General features: G+C 74.6%; 14 protein-coding genes and 1 riboswitch. Of the genes, 6 read left to right on the top strand and 8 right to left on the bottom strand.

Annotated features, from left to right (window positions below; all coding sequences use genetic code 11):
• Positions 1-7: 7 nt before the first annotated feature.
• Both ABZ449_RS13600 and ABZ449_RS13595 read right to left on the bottom strand, forming a co-directional pair.
• Positions 8-340, bottom strand: coding sequence for a trypco2 family protein (locus ABZ449_RS13600; protein ID WP_360345010.1), 333 nt, complete (start codon positions 338-340; stop codon positions 8-10).
• A 129-nt stretch (positions 341-469) separates the two neighbouring features.
• Positions 470-1,468, bottom strand: a complete 999-nt coding sequence (locus tag ABZ449_RS13595) for a winged helix-turn-helix domain-containing protein (RefSeq protein ID WP_360345008.1) — start codon at positions 1,466-1,468, stop codon at positions 470-472.
• A gap of 286 nt (positions 1,469-1,754) precedes the next feature.
• On the opposite strand from ABZ449_RS13595, the gene ABZ449_RS13590 reads away from it, so the two are divergent.
• Positions 1,755-2,282, top strand: a complete 528-nt coding sequence (locus ABZ449_RS13590; protein WP_360345006.1) for an RICIN domain-containing protein — start codon at positions 1,755-1,757, stop codon at positions 2,280-2,282.
• A gap of 46 nt (positions 2,283-2,328) precedes the next feature.
• Here the strand turns inward: ABZ449_RS13590 and ABZ449_RS13585 are convergent, their stop codons facing one another.
• Positions 2,329-3,327 (bottom strand): helix-turn-helix domain-containing protein, encoded by a 999-nt coding sequence (locus ABZ449_RS13585; protein WP_360345004.1) that lies wholly within the window; start codon positions 3,325-3,327, stop codon positions 2,329-2,331.
• A 70-nt stretch (positions 3,328-3,397) separates the two neighbouring features.
• On the opposite strand from ABZ449_RS13585, the gene ABZ449_RS13580 reads away from it, so the two are divergent.
• The gene (locus ABZ449_RS13580; RefSeq protein WP_360345002.1) at positions 3,398-4,348 is read left to right on the top strand and encodes an NADP-dependent oxidoreductase; all 951 of its coding nucleotides are present in this window, start codon (positions 3,398-3,400) and stop codon (positions 4,346-4,348) included.
• A gap of 70 nt (positions 4,349-4,418) precedes the next feature.
• Here the strand turns inward: ABZ449_RS13580 and ABZ449_RS13575 are convergent, their stop codons facing one another.
• The gene (locus tag ABZ449_RS13575) at positions 4,419-4,928 is read right to left on the bottom strand and encodes a hypothetical protein (protein ID WP_360345001.1); all 510 of its coding nucleotides are present in this window, start codon (positions 4,926-4,928) and stop codon (positions 4,419-4,421) included.
• Between the two features lie 220 nt (positions 4,929-5,148).
• On the opposite strand from ABZ449_RS13575, the gene ABZ449_RS13570 reads away from it, so the two are divergent.
• Positions 5,149-6,390, top strand: a complete 1,242-nt coding sequence (locus tag ABZ449_RS13570) for a hypothetical protein (protein ID WP_360344999.1) — start codon at positions 5,149-5,151, stop codon at positions 6,388-6,390.
• 9 nt (positions 6,391-6,399) lie between these two features.
• On the top strand, positions 6,400-6,867 hold the full coding sequence (locus ABZ449_RS13565; RefSeq protein ID WP_360344997.1) for a hypothetical protein: 468 nt from the start codon (positions 6,400-6,402) through the stop codon (positions 6,865-6,867).
• A 3-nt stretch (positions 6,868-6,870) separates the two neighbouring features.
• Here ABZ449_RS13565 and ABZ449_RS13560 read toward each other — a convergent pair whose 3' ends face one another.
• Both ABZ449_RS13560 and ABZ449_RS13555 read right to left on the bottom strand, forming a co-directional pair.
• The gene (locus ABZ449_RS13560; protein WP_360344995.1) at positions 6,871-7,947 is read right to left on the bottom strand and encodes an NAD-dependent epimerase/dehydratase family protein; all 1,077 of its coding nucleotides are present in this window, start codon (positions 7,945-7,947) and stop codon (positions 6,871-6,873) included.
• Positions 7,944-10,076, bottom strand: a complete 2,133-nt coding sequence (locus ABZ449_RS13555) for a DUF362 domain-containing protein (RefSeq protein WP_360344993.1) — start codon at positions 10,074-10,076, stop codon at positions 7,944-7,946. Before ABZ449_RS13555 ends, ABZ449_RS13560 begins: the two co-directional genes overlap by 4 nt.
• Positions 10,077-10,330: 254 nt before the next feature.
• Between ABZ449_RS13555 and ABZ449_RS13550 the strand changes: the two genes are divergently transcribed.
• The gene (locus tag ABZ449_RS13550; RefSeq protein WP_360344991.1) at positions 10,331-11,584 is read left to right on the top strand and encodes a threonine/serine exporter family protein; all 1,254 of its coding nucleotides are present in this window, start codon (positions 10,331-10,333) and stop codon (positions 11,582-11,584) included.
• A gap of 85 nt (positions 11,585-11,669) precedes the next feature.
• Here ABZ449_RS13550 and ABZ449_RS13545 read toward each other — a convergent pair whose 3' ends face one another.
• Complete coding sequence (locus ABZ449_RS13545) at positions 11,670-12,383, bottom strand: IclR family transcriptional regulator (protein ID WP_360344989.1); 714 nt, start codon at positions 12,381-12,383, stop codon at positions 11,670-11,672.
• Between the two features lie 200 nt (positions 12,384-12,583).
• Positions 12,584-12,726: riboswitch (SAM riboswitch) on the bottom strand.
• A gap of 97 nt (positions 12,727-12,823) precedes the next feature.
• The gene (locus ABZ449_RS13540; protein ID WP_360344987.1) at positions 12,824-13,876 is read right to left on the bottom strand and encodes a hypothetical protein; all 1,053 of its coding nucleotides are present in this window, start codon (positions 13,874-13,876) and stop codon (positions 12,824-12,826) included.
• A 259-nt stretch (positions 13,877-14,135) separates the two neighbouring features.
• On the opposite strand from ABZ449_RS13540, the gene ABZ449_RS13535 reads away from it, so the two are divergent.
• The gene (locus ABZ449_RS13535) at positions 14,136-17,300 is read left to right on the top strand and encodes a BTAD domain-containing putative transcriptional regulator (RefSeq protein ID WP_360344985.1); all 3,165 of its coding nucleotides are present in this window, start codon (positions 14,136-14,138) and stop codon (positions 17,298-17,300) included.
• The last annotated feature ends 61 nt before the right edge of the window (positions 17,301-17,361 follow it).

Below are 17,361 nucleotides of genomic sequence, written 5' to 3'. Positions count from 1 at the left end.
GCCCCGTTCAGCCGTCGATGCGCCCGGAGGTGTCGCCGGGGCCGACGGGGCGCGGCTTCGCGGAGTTCACCAGGACGTCCCCGCCGTCCGGGCGCTGCGGGGTGAGGGTGAAGGAGACCCGGTGGGTGCGCCCGCGGGAGAGCCCGGCCTCGGTCTCGGCGCCCACGGCCCACAGCTTGAACCCGGCCTTGGCCTTCGCGTCGGCACGCAGCTCGACCTCGAACTCCATCTCCACCGGCCCGACCGCGAACACCACCCCGGGGTCGTCCCCGACCCGGGCCGCCGCCGCGAGCAGCTCGTCCCGGACCGCCGCCACCGCATCCGCCAGAGGAACGTCCACCAGATCCACCCCTGTCCACATCTGTTCCACCGTCACATCGCTGCGGACACCGTAGAGCCCGCGCGCCGGTTCACGCAGGTGAACGCCGACCACGACCCGGGCGGCGGCGGTTCCGGTGGCCCGCCCGGTTCAGGGGCGGCTCCGGAGCAGGGCCTCGCCGAGGGGGGTGAGGGTGTGGCGGACGCCGGGGCCGGCGCGTTCGGTGGTGAGCAGGCCCGCCGCCCGCAAAACGGTGGCGTGGTGGCTGGCGGTGGCGGGCGAGGTGCCGGTGCGGCGGGCGAGTTCGGCGGTGCCCGCGGGGTCGGCCGCCGCCCGCAGGGTGCGGGCGCGGGTGGCGCCGAGCAGGGCGACGAGCGCGCCGCCCGGTTCCTCCGCGGCGGCCGGGGCCCAGACCGACCGGTAGGTGGCGAGGTCGCGGGCCAGCGGGTAGTGGAGCACGAGGGGGTGCTCGGGGCCGCGGTTGTCGGTCATCGCCATGGGTTCGGGCCAGAAGAACGTGGGCGCGAGCACGATGCCGGTGCCCCGCAGCCGCAGGTCCGCGTCGACGGGGCAGGGCAGTTCCAGCACCGGCGACCGCCACCGGATGTCCGGGTGCAGCGAGCCGAGCAGGCCGTCCAGCCCGGAGTCCGCCGCGAGCAGCGCCCGCGCGGTGCGCTCGGTGTGCGCGGCGGCGAGCAGTTGGGACCAGTACGGGGCGATCGCGACGGAGTGGTACTTGCGCAGGCCGCGGCCGACCACCGCGCGCCATTCGCGGTCGCCCCGGTGCACCTCCCGGACCCAGCGGGGCACCCTCGGCCGCACGCGTTCCAGGATCCGCAGGTCCGCCGCCCACAGCCGGCCGGGCAGCGACCAGGTGTGGTCGAGGCTGTCCGCCAGGGTGGTGGCGTCGGCGTGGAGGAAGGCCTCCGGGGCCTCGGCCGCCCCGGCGGCGGTCGCCAGCTCGAACAGCAGCCGCGAGTCGGGACCCAGGAGCCTGCGGGTCCGGCTGCGCCACCCGTCCAACGCCACGCCGCCCACGCCGCGGGTCTGCACCAGGGACAGGCTCAGGACCGTCTCGGCGAGCGGGTCGGGTGCCCGCGCGATCCGAACCCTGGTCAGGTCGTCGTGAGTGAAGTGGATGCGCAGCAATCCTGCTCCTCGCGTCGGGAGGCTCCCGTGGGGTTGCGGCTGCCGTCCCGGCCCTCCGGTCCCCGCGAGCCCTGCGCCCCTGCGGCCTTCCGCCCACCGTAGACCGGCGGGTCCGGCGCGCGGCGGCATTGCCCGGCTCTGACCGGATCGTGGCGCTCCGCAGCCGGCGGACGCCCGGATTCGATGGAACCCGAAGGGTCTTGGGAGCGGCCGCGCCGGTTCGTGAGACTGACGAGCGAGGGCGCCCCAGGGTGGCGCCCCGCCCCTGGTGAGGAGTGAACCCGTCATGCGTTCCACCCGTCAGTCCGTCGTCCGTTCCGTGGTCCTGCGCTCCCTGGTCGTCGCCGGCACGGTGCTCGCCGCCGCCACCGCGCTGGCCGCCCCCGCCCAGGCCGATCCGGTGCAGCACCGCTACGAGAACCTCGCCAATGCCAACAAGTGCCTCGACGTCCGCGGCGCCTCCACCTCCGAGGGCGCGCTGCTCCAGGAGTTCGACTGCAAGCTCGCCTCGAACCAGTCGTTCTGGACGGACACCTACCTCGGCGAGACGTCCACCGACATGAAGGCGGCGAACTCCGGTCTCTGTCTCGAACCGACCGGCATGGACGCGGGCGCCACCGTCGTCCAGCGCCGCTGCAACTACAGCCAGGGCCAGCGCTGGGAGCACGTCGCCCAGGCCAGCGGGGTGCTCCTGATCAAGAACCGGGCGACCGGCCTGTGCCTCCAGGACGCGGGCGCGCCGTCGGGCAGTCGGCGCGAGGTGCGTCAGCAGCCGTGCAACGGCACCACGGCGCAGCTCTGGGTGGTGCGCTGAGTCCGGCGGGCGGTCGGGCCCGAGCGGCGCACCCCGGCCCGGCCGTTCAGGTCCGGGCCGGGGTGCCGCTCTGGCCCCGGAAGGTGCTGCGGTAGGCCTGGGGTGACACCCCGATCGCGGCGTGCAGGTGCTGCCGCAGTGAGGCGCCGGTGGCGAAGCCGATCTCGGTGGCGATGCGGTCGACCGGGAGGTCGCTGCTCTCCAGCAGGTGGCGGGCGCGGTGCAGCCGCTGCTGGATCAGCCAGCGGCCCGGGCTGGTGCCCGTCTCCTCCTGGAAGCGGCGGGCGAAGGTGCGCGGGCTCATCCGGGCGTGCGCGGCCAACTCCCGCAGGGCGAGCGGGCGGTCGAGGTGTTCCAGGGCCCAGGCCTGGGTCGCGGCGGTGCCGTTGGCGCCCTCCGGAGGCACCGGCTGTTCGATGTACTGGGCCTGGCCGCCCTCCCGCCAGGGCGGCACCACGCAGTTCCTGGCGACCTTGTTGGCGACGGCGCTGCCGTGGTCGGTGCGCACCAGGTGCAGGCACACGTCGAGGCCGGAGGCGGCGCCCGCCGAGGTGAGGATGTCGCCGTCGTCGATGAACAGCACGTCGGCGTCCAGGGCGATGTGGGGGTACATCCGGCGGAACGTCGGCGCCAGCGCCCAGTGGGTGGTGGCGGGGCGCCCGTCGAGCAGGCCGGCGGCGGCCAGCGCGAACGCGCCGGTGCAGATGGAGACGATCCGGGCGCCGGGGCGGATCCGGGCGAGGGCCGCGCGGTCGGCCTCCGGCAGGTCGGCGGTGACGCGGTGCAGGGCGTAGGGCGGGATGACGACCGTGTCGGCGCTCTCCAGCGCCTCGGGACCGTGCCCGACGGTGATGGTGAAGTCGGCGTCGGTGGCGACCGTCCGATCGTCCGTCGCCGCGCAGGTCACCACCTCGTACGCCCCCGGCACCCCGGGGAAGACCCGGTTGGGGATGCCCAGTTCGAAGGGGTAGACGCCGTCGAGGGCGAGCACGACCACGCGGTGCGGCGGCCGGTCGGCGAGGGCAAGGGGTTCCGTCACAGCCATGGCACGATCCTATCGGTCTTTGGCAATCTTGCCATTTCGCAGGTCAGGGCCGCGCCCGCACGCTTGATCCATGACCACGAACACGATGCGAGCCATCACCCAGACCACCTTCGGCGCCCCGGACGTCCTCCACGAGGCCGAGGTCGAACGGCCCGCGCCCGGCGTCGGGCAGATCCTCGTCGCCGTCCACGCCGCCGGGGTCAACCCCACCGACTGGAAGCACCGCGACCGCCGCATCTTTCTCGGCGAGCCCCCGTTCACGCTCGGCTGGGACGTCTCCGGCGTCGTCGAGGCGGTCGGCATGGGCGTCTCGCTCTTCGCCCCCGGCGACGAGGTCTTCGGCATGCTGCCGTACCCGTACGGCGCCGGCTCGCACGCCGAGTACGTCACCGGCCCCGCCCGGGCCTTCGTGCCCAAGCCCGCCGCATTGAGCCACGTCGAGGCGGGCGCGCTCCCGCTGGTGGCGCTCACCGCCTGGCAGGCCCTCGTCGACACGGCCGACGTCCGGCCGGGGCAGCGGGTCCTGGTGCACGCGGCGGCCGGCGGCGTGGGGCACGTCGCCGTGCAGATCGCCAAGGCGCGCGGCGCGTACGTCATCGGCACCGCCTCCGCCGCCAAGCACGACTTCGTCCGGAGCCTGGGCGCGGACGAGGTCGTCGACTACCGCACCGCCGACTTCGTCCAGGAGGCCCGCGACGTCGACGTGGTCCTCGACCCGCTCGGCGGGGAGGAGCGGCTGCGCTCCCTGGAGACGCTCCGGCCCGGCGGCGTCCTGGTGTCGATCCTGCCCCAGGGCCTGGACGGCCTGGCCGAACGCGCCGCCGAGCTTGGCGTGACCGCCAAGACCCTGCTGGTCGAGCACGACCAGGCGGGCATGGCCGCGATCGCCGCCCTCGCCGAGTCCGGGCAGCTGCGCGTACACGTCTCCGGCACCTACCCGCTCGCCGAGGCCGCCGAGGCGCACGCCGAGGGCGAAACGGGCCGGGTCACGGGCAAGCTGGTGCTCACCGTCCGCCCGTGACAGCCGCCGGCGGTGCGGATCCGGATCGGATCCGCACCGCCGGCGCGAGCTTCGACTGCTCAGCGAGCCACTAGGTGGTGATGCCCGTGAGGATGATCGGCTTCGGGAGGAGCTTCGAGTCGGAACCACCGGTGACGGTCGCGCTCCCGTCGTCGTACCTCTTGGGAGCGGTCCCCGCCACCGGAATGACCATCAGGGTGAAGCAGAGGCGGGTGACGTCGTTGCCCGCGCCCGAGTTCAGGTGACTGTCGAGGTCGAACGCGAGCATCCCTGCCGTGGAGGTGTCCGTCTGGAGGACCTTGGGCACGGTGGTTTTGTAGTTCTGCTCGTCGTAGTAGTAGTAACTTGCCCAATCGACCCACTTCCAGCCGGTCGGGGCCTTGAACTCGTAGTGCAGCTTCCCCGGCTTGTATTCACCGGCCTGCGGGTCCACGTGCAGCGAGATGGTGAAAATATGAAACCCATTGCTGCTGGTGGAGCCGATCGGGGCGCTTTCCTGCGAGATGGCCACCGCCGTCACGGCCTTCACGTCCAGCGGTTCGACGCGCGTCAGCGTTGCCGTCGGTTCTGCAGGCATCATGGAGATCGACCTGCCTTCCTGCAAGGGATTTGGACTGATAGAGGGCGTAGTCACCGAACGCAATGGAGCGGCTACAGACCCCTCCATCAGGCTCGCACACATGGATCGCACACGCACCTCACAAGGCGGCCCCGCGAACACCCGCCGTGCCACAATCGGTACGCACCGCATGCGATCAAACCGTGCCGCTCGTACGATGATCAGTGGAGGCCTGGAGAACATGGGAACATACCCCTACGCCTTCCACATCGCCCTGGACGGGAACGGTCTGAACGGTCTGGAGGGCGCGGCCGGCGTCTGCGTCTTCCGCTACGACCCCGACAGCGGGGAGTACGCCTACCGGATCCAGTATTACGACGGCGTCGCGGGCGGCCACGCCGTCAGCATCACCCCCGACCACCGGTTCGGGTTCCTCGGCAACGCGGGGCAGCAACTCCTCTTCTACGACGTGCAGTCCCTGGACGAGAGCGAACGCGTCTCCACCCTGCGGTTCGAGCCCCCCGACGCCGCCATCAAGAGCAGCACCCACATGGTCTGGCTGGACGCCACCCACGGCATCACCGCGATCGGCGACGGCCTGTGGCTGATGGACCTCGACCGCCCCACCGAGGCCCAGCGCATCGGCGACCACCTGCTGAAGCTCCCGCACGCCATGAAGCGCACCGCCTCCGGCCGCTACCTCGTCTACGGCGGCATGGACCACCCCGGCCGGGGCGAGGCCGCCGAGGTCGGCATCTTCGACCTGGAGAAGCGCGTCGCCCGGCGGGTGCGCCTGCCGACGACCTGCTGGCACGTGGCCTGCCACCCAAGCGACGAGCGCTTCTACGCGCTCTCCTTCCGCGTCCTCCCCCAGGAGGGCCGTGACTGGCACGAGTGGGCGATGGCCTACTTCAAGGAGTACGTCTACGAGATCGACGCCGAGACCGGGCAGATCCTGCGGCACTGGGCCGCCGGCCAGTCCTTCCCCGCGCACATCAACTCGGACGTCTGTGTCTCCGACCGCGAGCTGATCTACTGCAACGGCGGCAGCAGCACCATCGTGATGATCGACCTCGCCGACTTCGCCACCTCCCGGGTGATCGACCAACGCCCGGATCTGTCATGGCAGTTGCGATCGGCCCGGCAGGCGGCGCGGCAGGTCGCCGACGCCTTCACCCGGGGCTCGCCCGGCCCGAGCAGCAAGCACTTCCTCGGCGCCCTGCGGGTCACCCGGGGCACGCTGGTCGACGGGGTCTACGCCTGCCAGCTCTCCGCCGACCAGTCCCTGCTGTTCACCGCCAACCGGGGGCTCAACACAATCACGGTGTACGACTACCCGGCCAACACCGTCCGGCTGCGGGTCGCGATGCCGGAGCTGCGCGCCCACGTCCCCGACCTCCCCGTCTGGACCGACCCCCGTCTGGGGTTCCACCACAGCACGCTGCTGAGCCCCCGGCCGGCCGACGCCGGGAACCCGAACTGAGGAGTGGCCATGAGTCCCGAGACCCCCGAGCAGCTGAACGACGAACTCCAGGCGGGCTGGGAACACCTGCGGTCCACCGCCGCCAACATCGCCGAGCTCCAGACCACGATGTGGGGCGACTGGGCGGAGATGACGGCCGGCCTGGCCACCGGCAGGCTCGCCTGGGGCGAGGTCTACAGCGAGTACTGGAAATTCGTCGCGGACGAGGACCTGAGGTTCGCCCTGGAGCTGAGCGGGCTCGGCATCGACTACGCCCAGCGGGTCGCGGAGGTCACCCGGGAACACGAGGAACGCCTGCGTGACCACCTCCGCCGGGCCGCGCGGGGCCGCGACGTCGCTCCCGCCACGGACGATGACGGCCCGGCCTTCCGCGCCCCGGCCGACAGCACTCCGACGAACGGTGACACGACCGACGACGCCCCGACCGACGGCGGCACGGCCGCCAAACCCTCCCGTTCCAAGAGCCCGAAGCAGTGACGGTCAGCCCTCCCCCTCCCCGTCCTCCAGCGACCGGGGCAGCAGCTCCCGCGCGGCCGTCACCTCCGGGTGCGGCCGCAGCCCGGACCTGACCCGGTCCGACAGGTGCGGGCTGGTGAGCAGCCAGCCGAGCGCCTCCACCAGCGCCTGCCGCGCGGGCCTCGGCCGGTAGCCGAGGCCCGCGGCCTTGTCGTGCCGGTACCAGTAGAAGCGCCCCATGGTCCGGGCCTCCGCCCGGGTGGTCGCCGGCGCCCGGGCGGTCAGCACCGCGCGGATCTCCCCCAGCGTCGCCGCCAGGTACGCGCCGGTGTGGCTGGCGGTGGCCCACGGTCCGCGGGTGCCGCACAGCTCGGAGACGGTCTGGTGGATGGTCCGCCAGGCCCAGTTCTCGCCGCCGAGCAGGTAGCGCTCCCCGGGCAGGCCGCGCTCGGCGAGCAGCACGTGTCCGGCCGCGACGTCCCGAACGGAGACGATGTTGCAGCCGCCCGGGTAGGTGGTTCGCAGCGAGTCGGCCAGGTACCGGGTGATCAGCGCGTTGCTGGGCACCAGTCGCCAGTCGGGCCCGCCGACCACGATGGTCGGGCAGGCCGCCACCACCTCCAGGCCGAGTTCGGCACCCAGGGCAAACGCCGTCCTCTCCTGCTCCAGTTTGGTGACGAAGTAGTCCGGCAGGTACTCCTCTCCGGGCATCCGCTCCTCGTCCCGGGCGACCGGTCCGCCCGAGGAGCCGCAGGTGATGGAGGAGGAGGTCACCACGACCCGCCGGACCCCGGCCCCGGCCGCCGCCCGCAGCACCTCGCAGGTGCCCTCGACGTTGGCGCGGGCCAGTTCCTCCCGGCTGGTGTCCCAGTAGGCGAACACGGCGGCGCAGTGGAAGACCGTGTCGCAACCCTCGAAGGCGGGCTGCAGGCTGAGCGGGTCGCGCAGGTCAGCGTTGACCAGCGGCACGTCCAGGCCGTGCAGCTGGCGGAGATCGCTGCTGCGGCGCACCAGTGCCCGCGCCTCGTGGTCGGCGGCGCGCAGCGCGCGCACCACCTGGGACCCGACGAGCCCGCTGGCGCCGGTGACGCAGGCCCTCACGGGGCCGGCCTCGACCGCCGGTCCCTGGCGGCGGCCTCACGCAGGCCCTGCCAGAAGCCGGCCACCGCGGGGCGCAGCGACTCGCGGAGCTCGTCCAGGAGGGGGGAGCGGGTGGGGATGTCGCCGGGCGCGACGTGCCAGAAGCCGTCCGGTCCCAGGCGTCCGGGTGGGGCCGGCGCGGTGAGGGTCTGGCTCAGGGCCTGGGCGGCGACGGTGCGCACCATCCGGGCGGCCTCGGTCAGCCGCTGGGTGGGCAGTTCAGCGGCCTCCAGGTCGTCGAACTCCTCCCAGGGCCGGCCGATCCGGTAGGGGCGCCCCTCGTACTGGGCCTCGAAGTTGTCCAGGGTGCGGGTGAAGAAGCGCTGGTAGGAGTCCTGGACGAGCGGGTCCCTGAGCTTGGGCCGGGTGTCGGGGCGGATCACCTGCCAGGTCAGCGGCAGGGTGAAGCGCTGGCGCACCCGGATCACGATCCGGGTGCGGTCGCCGTCGTCGGCGGGGAGGAAGGTCACGGAGCCGTCGTCGTACGCGGCGGAGCCGTTGGGGCTGCGGACGGTGCGCCAGGAGATCCGCTGCCGCTGTTCCCGGTAGTCCACCGACTCCAGCTTGCAGACGTCGATGGGCGGGCCGCCGTAGTACGCCAGGTAGTTCGGCTGCGCCAGGTACAGGTTGCGTTCGATCTGGCGGGTGGGCCTGCCCTGGGCGTCGCGGGTCACCACGTGGAGCCGTCCGCCGAGGTAGTCGGTCATGTAGCTGATGGACCGGCTGATGTCGACGCGCCGGACGAACTCCCGGTAGGGCGCGTGGACGGTGCGCTCGCAGCCGAACAGGATCGAGTGGCCGACGTGCTGCCAGCGCATCTGCCAGGCGTCCGGGGGCAGCGCGTCGATGACCGTCTCCAGCGGCCGCAGCAGGTCGGTGATCCGGTCGAAGTCCTCGTGGGTGTAGACGTCGGGGTCGACGGCGAGGGAGACGTCCCGGCGGCGCAGGCCGTCCTTGGCGTTCCCGGTCCGCCAGGCGCGGACGGTGGAGGAGGCCGAGGCCGCGGCGCCGACCATCGCGCACAGGGTGGCGGCGGCGGCCGGGTTCACGTCGGCAGCGCGGATCAGCGAGGTGAGGAGGCGGGAGAGCCGGGCGAGGGCCGGGTCGGTGACCTCCGCCGCGCCCGGGGCGACGTGCCAGGCGGCGATGCTGAACAGCCGGTGGGCCCGGCCGTCGGGGGCGAGCCGGCGCACCGCCTCGACCAGGGATCTCGGCGGGTTACGCCAGCCTGGGTAGGGCGTCAGGTCGCCGTCGATCCGGTAGGCGTCCGGCAGGCCGCGGTCGCCGAGCACTCGGGCGTTGAGCGGCGAGGAGACCGGGTCGACGCCCATCAACAGGGACCCGACCACGTCCGCGAGCACACCGTCCGGTGCGGCGATCACGGTGTCCGTCCGCAGTGGCCGGCCGACCTGCGAGCCGGCGCAGCCGTGGCTGCTCACCACGGCGTCGATGAGGTGGAAGTCGGGCGGGTAGGAGCGCAGCAGGTCGACGATGACCTCGGCGCCGTCGCGCCGGGCGCGGTAGTGGTGGTGCTTGTCGCCCTGGGGGAGGACGCCGAACAGGTTGGCCAGGCACAGGGCATAGCCGAACTCGGGGTGGGTGCTGTTCTTGGCGATGTTGATCCGGAAGCCCGCCTCGAGCCAGCTTCGGGCCATGCCGCTGCCGTGCAGGACGGCACTGTCGGGGAAGTCGGCCGGCTCGACGTCCTCGGAGAGGTCCACGAGGCGGTAGGCGTTGCCCCGCGGGGTGTGTCCGCCGTAACCGAGCCGGCGGCAGGCCTGGCGGAGCCCGAGGCCGGCCAGCCAGGTGTCGGGGCCGCAGCGGGCGGCGCCGACGGTGACGTCGCGGTAGCCGCGGTCGTGCAGCAGGTCGATCAGGTGCTCCACCAGGGCGGCGCTGACGGCGGTCGCCGGATCGCCGTACGCGGACGCGCCCGGGGTCAGCAGCACCGCGACCGCCTCCGGAGCGCCGTGCGCCCGTTCGGCGAGCAGTTCCCAGAGCCCGGCCCGGGCGGCGGCGTCCGCCAGTAGGTCGGCGGCGGTCAGCGGCCGGACCCGGGTGGAGCGGGCCACGGCGGCGACGACGGTCACATCTCCCCCAACGCCGGCGGACGGTCCTCCCGCGCGTGGTCGGACCGGTCGCCGATTCACCGGAAAGCATCCCAAAGAGGTCGAAAGGGATGCTACTGCCCGAAGGTGGACAGCGGGGCGGGGCGCGCTCGTGTCCTGGAACGCGCTCGTCTCCCCGGGCCGGCCTCCGTCACCGGCCGGTCGGAACGCGGCGGGAAACCGAACAGACCGGGGCACAGTCGGACCGATTCGGGCGGGATGGGACGATACCTGCCATGTCAAGCACGTCTTCCCTGGTCCGGGTCACCGATGCCCCGCCCGACCCGCTCCGCCGCCTGCTGCTCGAACTGGGCGAAGCCCTGCTGGGCGGTGGCCTGCCCGTCCATGACGTCGAGGAGGAACTCCACTGGCTGGGGCGGGCGTTGGGGGCCCCGGAGGTACGGGTCGCCGCCCTGACCAACGGGCTCTTCGTCGCGCTGGGGCCGGAGGACGCCACCCGGTTCCAGCCGGTCGGCGGCGCACTGCGGTTCGAGCAGACGGCCGACGTCCTCCACCTGGTGCACCGGCTGCGGGCGGGCGAACTCGACGGGCCGCAGGCGCTCGCCGAGCTGGACGCGATCCGGCGGACGCCGGCCCGCCGGCCCGCGTGGGTGTCGGACCTCGGGGCGCTGCCGGTCGGGGTGGGGGTCTGCCTCTTCCTCCAGCCGGTGGCGGCGAACGTGCTGGCGGCCGGGCTCGGCTCACTGATCGTCGTGGGGCTGACCGTGCTCGCCCGGCGGCTGCCGTACCTGCGACCGCTGCTGCCCGTCACCGCCGGGTTCCTGGTGGCGCTGCTGGTCCTCTCGCTCGCCCGGGCCTCGCTGCTGGAGGGCTCGCTGCGGACCATCGTCGCCACGCTGGCGATCCTGCTGCCGGGCGGGCTGCTCGTCACCGGGCTGTCGGAGATCGCCGCGGGGGCGGCCAGCGCGGGTACGGCCCGGCTGGTGTCCGGCGCGGTGCAGCTGGCGCTGTTCCTCGCCGGAGTGGCCGCGGCGGCGACCGCGACCGGCATGCCGGCCACCGCGCTGGCCGACGTGCAGGTCGCCCGGCCGAGCTGGTGGGTGATCGCGCTGGGGCTGGCGCTCGCGGTGGCCGGCGTGGTGGTCAACGTGAACACCCCGCCCTCGGCCGTGCCGTGGATCGTCGTGGTGATCGCGGTGAGCGTCACGGCCCAGGTGGTGGTGGGGTCGGCGCACGGCGCGGCGGTCGGCGGCCTGGCCGGTGCGGTCACCGCCGCGGCCGCGGCCACCCTGGTGCACTGGCTGCCGGGCGGTCCGCTCTGGCAGGTCCTCTACCTCCCCGCGTTCTGGATCGTGGTGCCGGGCTCCTTCGGCCTGCTGCACACCGCGCAGATCGAGGTCGGCAACGGCGCGCAGTCGGTGCTGACGGCCGTTTCGGCGGTCTTCGGGGTGTCGATCGGCACCCTGATCGGCGCGGTGATCAGCCGGATACCCCGCCCCCGCCGCGCCGTCCTGCTGCCCCGGGTCTGAGACCGTGTCACCGGGCCCTGGGTCGCGCGGAGGATGCGACCCAGGGCCCGGAGCTCTTCTCACGGGTGGCGCTCGGGGGCGCCGCTCACGGGTGGCGCAGGGCCTCGGTGAGCCGGTGGGCGGCCTCGACGACGGCCTGGGAGAGGTGGGCGCCGGGGTGGCGGCTGAGGCGTTCGATCGGTCCGGAGACCGTGACGGCCGCGACCACCCGGTTGGACTGGCCGCGGACGGGCGCGGAGACGGAGGCGACCCCGACCTCGCGCTCGCCGACGGACTGGGCCCAGCCCCGGCGCCGTACGCCGCTCAGGGCGGTGGCGGTGAAGCGGGCGCCCTGGAGGCCGCGGTGGAGGCGCTCCGGCTCCTCCCAGGCGAGCAGGATCTGGGCGGCGGCGCCGACCTTCATGGGGAGGGTGACGCCCACCGGAACGGTGTCGCGCAGGCCGGTGAGGCGCTCGGCGGCGGCCACGCAGATCCGCACCTCGCCCTGCCGCCGGTAGAGCTGGGCGCTCTCGCCGGTGATGTCGCGCAGCTGGGTGAGGACCGAACCGGCCGCGGCCAGCAGCCGGTCCTCGCCGGCGGCCGTGGCGAGCTCGGCGAGCCGGGGGCCGAGCATGAACCGGCCGTTCACGTCCCGGCTGACCAGGCGGTGGTGTTCGAGTGCGACGGCCAGCCGGTGGGCGGTGGGCCGCGCCATGCCGGTGGCCGCGACCAGGCCGCCGAGGGTGGCGGGCCCGGCCTCCAGGGTGCCGAGGATCGAGGTGACCTTGTCGAGCACGCCGACGCCGCTCGTGTTCTCCATGGGTGGGGTACTCCAGTCTCGAGGCCGGGAGCAGCGGGTGGGGGCTGCTCACGGCGGCTCCGGGCGGGGAGCCGGGGGTGTGATCAGCGAGGACGGGCCGGGGAAGTCGGCCGATTGCCTGCGCCGGGCACGAGACGGGTACGCGAAAGAGCCGGGGCGGGAAGCGCCCGGGCGAAGGACAGCACAGAGAGCACCGTGTCTCCTCATCTTTCCCGCGCCAGGGTGGCGACAGGCCGGAGTTGGCACTGATCCCGGACGGCACGGCGCGTACTTCGGACGCCGGGTCGAACGGGGAGTTGCCGGGGCTTCGTAGGGCCGGTCCCTCCACCCCTCTGGATGATTCGCCAGGAACGATACAAGACTCCCCGGGCCGGTCGGCAAGCCCCCCCCCCACGCTCGACCGCGGCCCACGGGGACGGCTCGACGGCGGCTCGGCTCCGTCAGCCGGTGTACGCGGCCCGGTCCGGGCGGCCGGGGGCGGTGGCGTCCCAGGCGCGCAGGGCGGCCAGCGCGGCGGCGCGCTCGGGGGCCGTCGGCCGGGTGCCCTCGGGGCCGAGCAGGTAGTCGGCGACGGGGGTGAGCAGCAGGGTCGCGTCGCCGGCCGGGAGCAGCAGGGCCTCGTCCCACTGGTGCCGGATGACGGTGCGGCGCAGCAGGGTGCCGTGGCGCGGGCGGGGCCGGCCGGCGGGGCCCCGGCGGCGGTGGAGTTCGGGGGCGACCTCGGCCTCCAGGACGGTGCGCACGTCCCGCAGGGAGCCGAGCGGCACGTGCTCGGCGGCGAGGTCGAGCAGGGCGGCGGCCTCCGGGGCGAGCCGGTAGGCGGCGACCACCGCGGCGGTCTCGACGGGGTCGAAGGGCTGCCCGGCGAGCTGGGCCACGTCGATCACGTCGCCCGCGAGGAAGGTGCGTCCGAGCCCCTCCTCGGCGAGGGCGATCAGGCATTCCACGTGGTCGTCGGCGGCCAGGTAGGGGCGGACCGGGACGGTGGCGAGGTCGCCGGCGAGCGCGGCGGTCGACACCCGCACCTGGTACCAGGGGTCGAGCAGCGGGTCCTCGGCGGGCCAGCGCAGGGTGACGGCCGTGTGCCGGGGGCGCTCGCCGAGCAGGCTGACCTCGACCGACTCCACCGGGTGATCGGTGACCAGCCGGTTGACGGCCTGCCAGAGCGAGGCCTCGGTGGGGCCGACCAGGCTGAGCTCGGCCAGCGGCCGGGGCAGGCCCGGCGGGTAGTAGCCGGCCAGCGGGAGGTCGCGGATCGGCCGGACGCCGGTGGCGTCGGCGAGGTCCCGGGCGACGCCCGCGTAACACTCGGCCCGGTCGCGGGCGCGCCGCAGCTCGGCCCGGGCGTGCCGGCCCATCCGGACGCCCTCCCGGTCGAGCGCGGCGAGCACCAGGTACGGGAGGTGGCGCTCGCCCCGAGCGCGGTGGAGCAGCTCGACCGGTCCGGCGACCGGATCGACGTCGAGCAGCCGGTGGAGCAGGTCGGTGTTCATGGGCGTCCGCCTCCGAGGTCCGTGGTGGCCGCCCGGACGGCGGCCGGGCGACCGGGGACGTGGCGGGTCCGGCGGTCGGTGCCGGGCCGACCGCGGGCGCCGCACCACCGATTGTGAGGACGGCCGATCAACGCCGGATCACCACCGGTTCGACGATCTCTCGACATCCCGCCGGGTGCCATGGGTTGATAGGGGCTCATCACATCGGGGGGCGGCACGTGCGGGCGGGGGCTAGCACATGAGGCGGGCAGGTGCAGGCATGGACGATTTCCGGTTCTCGGTGCTGGGACTGATGCGGGCGCAGCGCGGCGCGACCGCGCTGAAGGTGGGCAGCCCCCAGCAGCAGGCGATGCTGGCGGTACTGCTGCTGCGGCCCGGCCACGGTGCGAGCGCCACCGACCTGATCGACGCCCTGTGGGGTGAGGAGCCCCCGGGCACCGCGATGACGACGGTGCGCACCTACGCCTGGCGGTGGCGCAAGGTCCTGCACGGCGAGGAGCCGGACGCGCCGACCGTGCTGACCTCGGTCGGGGACGGCTACCGGCTGGTGCTGCCCAAGCTCGCGGTGGACGCGGCGCAGGCGGAGGAGCTGGCGGCGCAGGCCGAGCGCACGGCGGCCGCCGGGGAGCCGCAGCAGGCGCGGGACCTGCTGAACCAGGCGCTGGAGCTGTGGCAGGGCGAGCCGCTGGCGGGCATCCCCGGCCCGTTCGCCCAGCGCCAGCGCCAGCGGCTCCAGGAGCTGCGGCTGACCCTGCTGGAGGAGCGGATCGCCCTGGACCTGGCGCTGGGCCGCCACTCCCGGTGCATCCCGGAGCTGACCTCGCTGACCACCGAGCACCCGCTGCACGAACGGGCGTACGGGCTGCTGATGCGCGCGCTGTACCAGGCCGGGCGGCAGGCGGACGCGCTGGCGGTGTTCCGCGGCGTGCGTCAGCTGTTCCTCGCCGAGCTCGGCGTGGCGCCCGGGGTGGAACTGGACCTGCTGCACCAGCGGATCCTGGAGGGCGACCCGACGCTCGCCGCCCCGGCCCCGGCCGGCGCGCTCGCCCCCGCCGCATCCGTGGCCGGCCCGGCGGAGCCGGCCGCGCCCGGTTCCGCGTCACCGGAGCCGGCCGCCGGCCCCGCGCTCCCGGACGCACCCGCCGCCCCGGCCGGGACCACCGCGCCCGCCCCCAGACCGGCCCAGCTCCCGCCCGACGCGGCCGACTTCACCGGCCGTACGGCGCTGGTGGAACGGCTGGGCGGGGCCCTCGGCGCGCCGGGCCAGCAGGCGCTGGCGATCGCGACCGTGGTCGGCATGGGCGGGGTCGGCAAGACCGCGCTGGCCCTGCACGTCGCCCACCGGGTGCGCGAGGCCTACCCGGACGGCCAGCTCTACGTCGACCTGCGGGGCGCCGACGCCACCCCGGCCGACCCGGAGGCGGTGCTCAGCGGCTTCCTGGTGGCGCTCGGCGTGCCGGCCGACGCGGTGCCGGACGGCCTGGACGCCCGCTCGGCCCTGTTCCGCTCGGCGGTGGACGGCCGGCGGCTGCTGCTGGTGCTCGACAACGTCCACGACACCGCGCAGATCAGACCGCTGCTGCCGGGCGCGGTCGGCTGCGCCGTGCTCACCACCAGCCGCACCCGGCTCTCCGGTCTGCCCGCGACCGTCCAGGCCGACCTCGGCGTCTTCGAGCCCGAGGAGGCGCTCGAACTGCTGGGCCGCACCATCGGCGCCGAACGGCTGGCCGCCGAGGAGGAGGCCGCCCGGGAGCTGCTGCTGGTCTGCGGCCACCTCCCGCTCGCGGTGCGGATCGTGGCGGCCAGGCTGGCCGCCCGGCCGAGCTGGACGGTGCAGACGCTGGGCCGCCGGCTGGCCGTCGAGCGACGGCGGATCGACGAGCTGCGCATCGGCGACCTGGAGGTGGCGGCCGCCTTCGAACTGAGCTACCGCCAGTTGACGCCCGCCCAGGCCCGGGCGTTCCGGCTGGCCGCCTCGGTGGACGGCCCGGACCTCGGGCTGCAGGCCGCGGCCGCCCTGCTGGACCTGGACGAGTACGACGCCGAGGACCTGCTGGAGGCCCTGGTGGACGTGGCGATGATGGAGTCGCCCTTCCCCGGCCGCTACCGCTTCCACGACCTGCTGCGGGCGTTCGCCCGGCGCCGCCCGGACGATCCCGGCGCGGCCGTGGCGGCCCGCGACCGGATGCTCGACCACCTGCTGGCCACCGCGTGCACGGCCTTCCAGCACGCCGTCCCCGGGGATCCGGCGGCCGGCGCGCTCGGGCCCGCCCGCAGCGCGGGCGTGGCGCTGGACGGCCCGGACGGGGCGCGGGCCTGGGCCGAGGCGGAGGGTTCCGGGGCGATCGCGCTGGCCGCGCAGGTGGCGGCCTGGACCCTCGCGGACGACGAAGCCTCCGGTCCGGGCTCCCCCGCATCCCCGGCTGACGGCCCGGCACCGGAGCCGCTGCGCGCCGCGATCGACCTGCTGATCGCGCTCACGCCGTTCGTCCTCGCCCCGCCCAGCCGTCAGCTGGCCACCACCGCGGAGGCCCTGGCCGCCGCCGCGGTCCACCGCGCCGACCACCGGGCAGCTGGTCGCGCGCACTTCCTGCGCGGCAACGTCGCCCTGGCCACCACCCGGCTGGAGGAGGCCGAGGCGGCCTCCCGGCTGGCGGTGGACGCCTCCCGCTCGGCCGGCGACACGGTGATCCTGCGCCAGGCGCTGAACGACCTCGGCCTGGTCTGCCAGTTCCTCAGCCGCTACGACGAGGCCGTCCGGCACTACGACGAGGCACTGCTGCTGGCCCGCGAACTGGGCCACCGCTCCGGGGCACTGGTGACGACGGTCAACGCCGCGCTGGCCCGGGTGCGCAGCGGGCGGGCAGCCGAGGCGGTGCCGATCTGCCACGAGGTGCTGGCCGAGCTGCGGACCCGGCACGACGATCCGGGCCGGGCGTACACGCTGTACGTGCTGGGGCTGGCGCTGCACGGGCTGGGGCGGCACGAGGAGGCGGTCACCTGGTTCGGCGAGTGCCTGACGGTGGCGTCGGCGGCCGGTCTGCGGGCCCGGGCCGCGCACGCCCGCTACCGGATGGCGGACAGTCTGCGCTCGCTGGGCCGGACGGACGAGGCGCTGGAGCACGCCGGGCAGGCGCTGGAGCTGTGCGAGGAGCTGGGCGCCGAGCGGGACCAGGGCCATGCGCTGCTGGTGCTGGGGCGGACGCTGTCCGATCTCGGGCGGGAGGCCGAGGCGTGCGGCCGGCTGCGCGAGGCGCATCGGATCTTCGTCCGGCTGGGGCTGCCGGAGGCGGAGGAGGTGGCGGGGCTGCTGCCCCGGCCGGAGGCTGCGGCCGCGTCGGCTGCCTCGGCTGCGTCGGCTGCGTCGACTCCGTCCGTCCCGGAGGGATGGCGGGCCGCCGACCGGCTGTCGTCGGGCTGCTGAGGAATCGATCCTGCGCCCGGTTCCGGCTCTCTCAGGAGCCGGTGCGTTCAGGAGCCGGTAC

The organism is Kitasatospora sp. NPDC005856, from assembly GCF_040629945.1.
GTDB lineage: Bacteria > Actinomycetota > Actinomycetes > Streptomycetales > Streptomycetaceae > Kitasatospora.
Note: the sequence above shows the minus strand (reverse complement) of the source record. Positions and strands in the feature narration are given on the sequence as shown.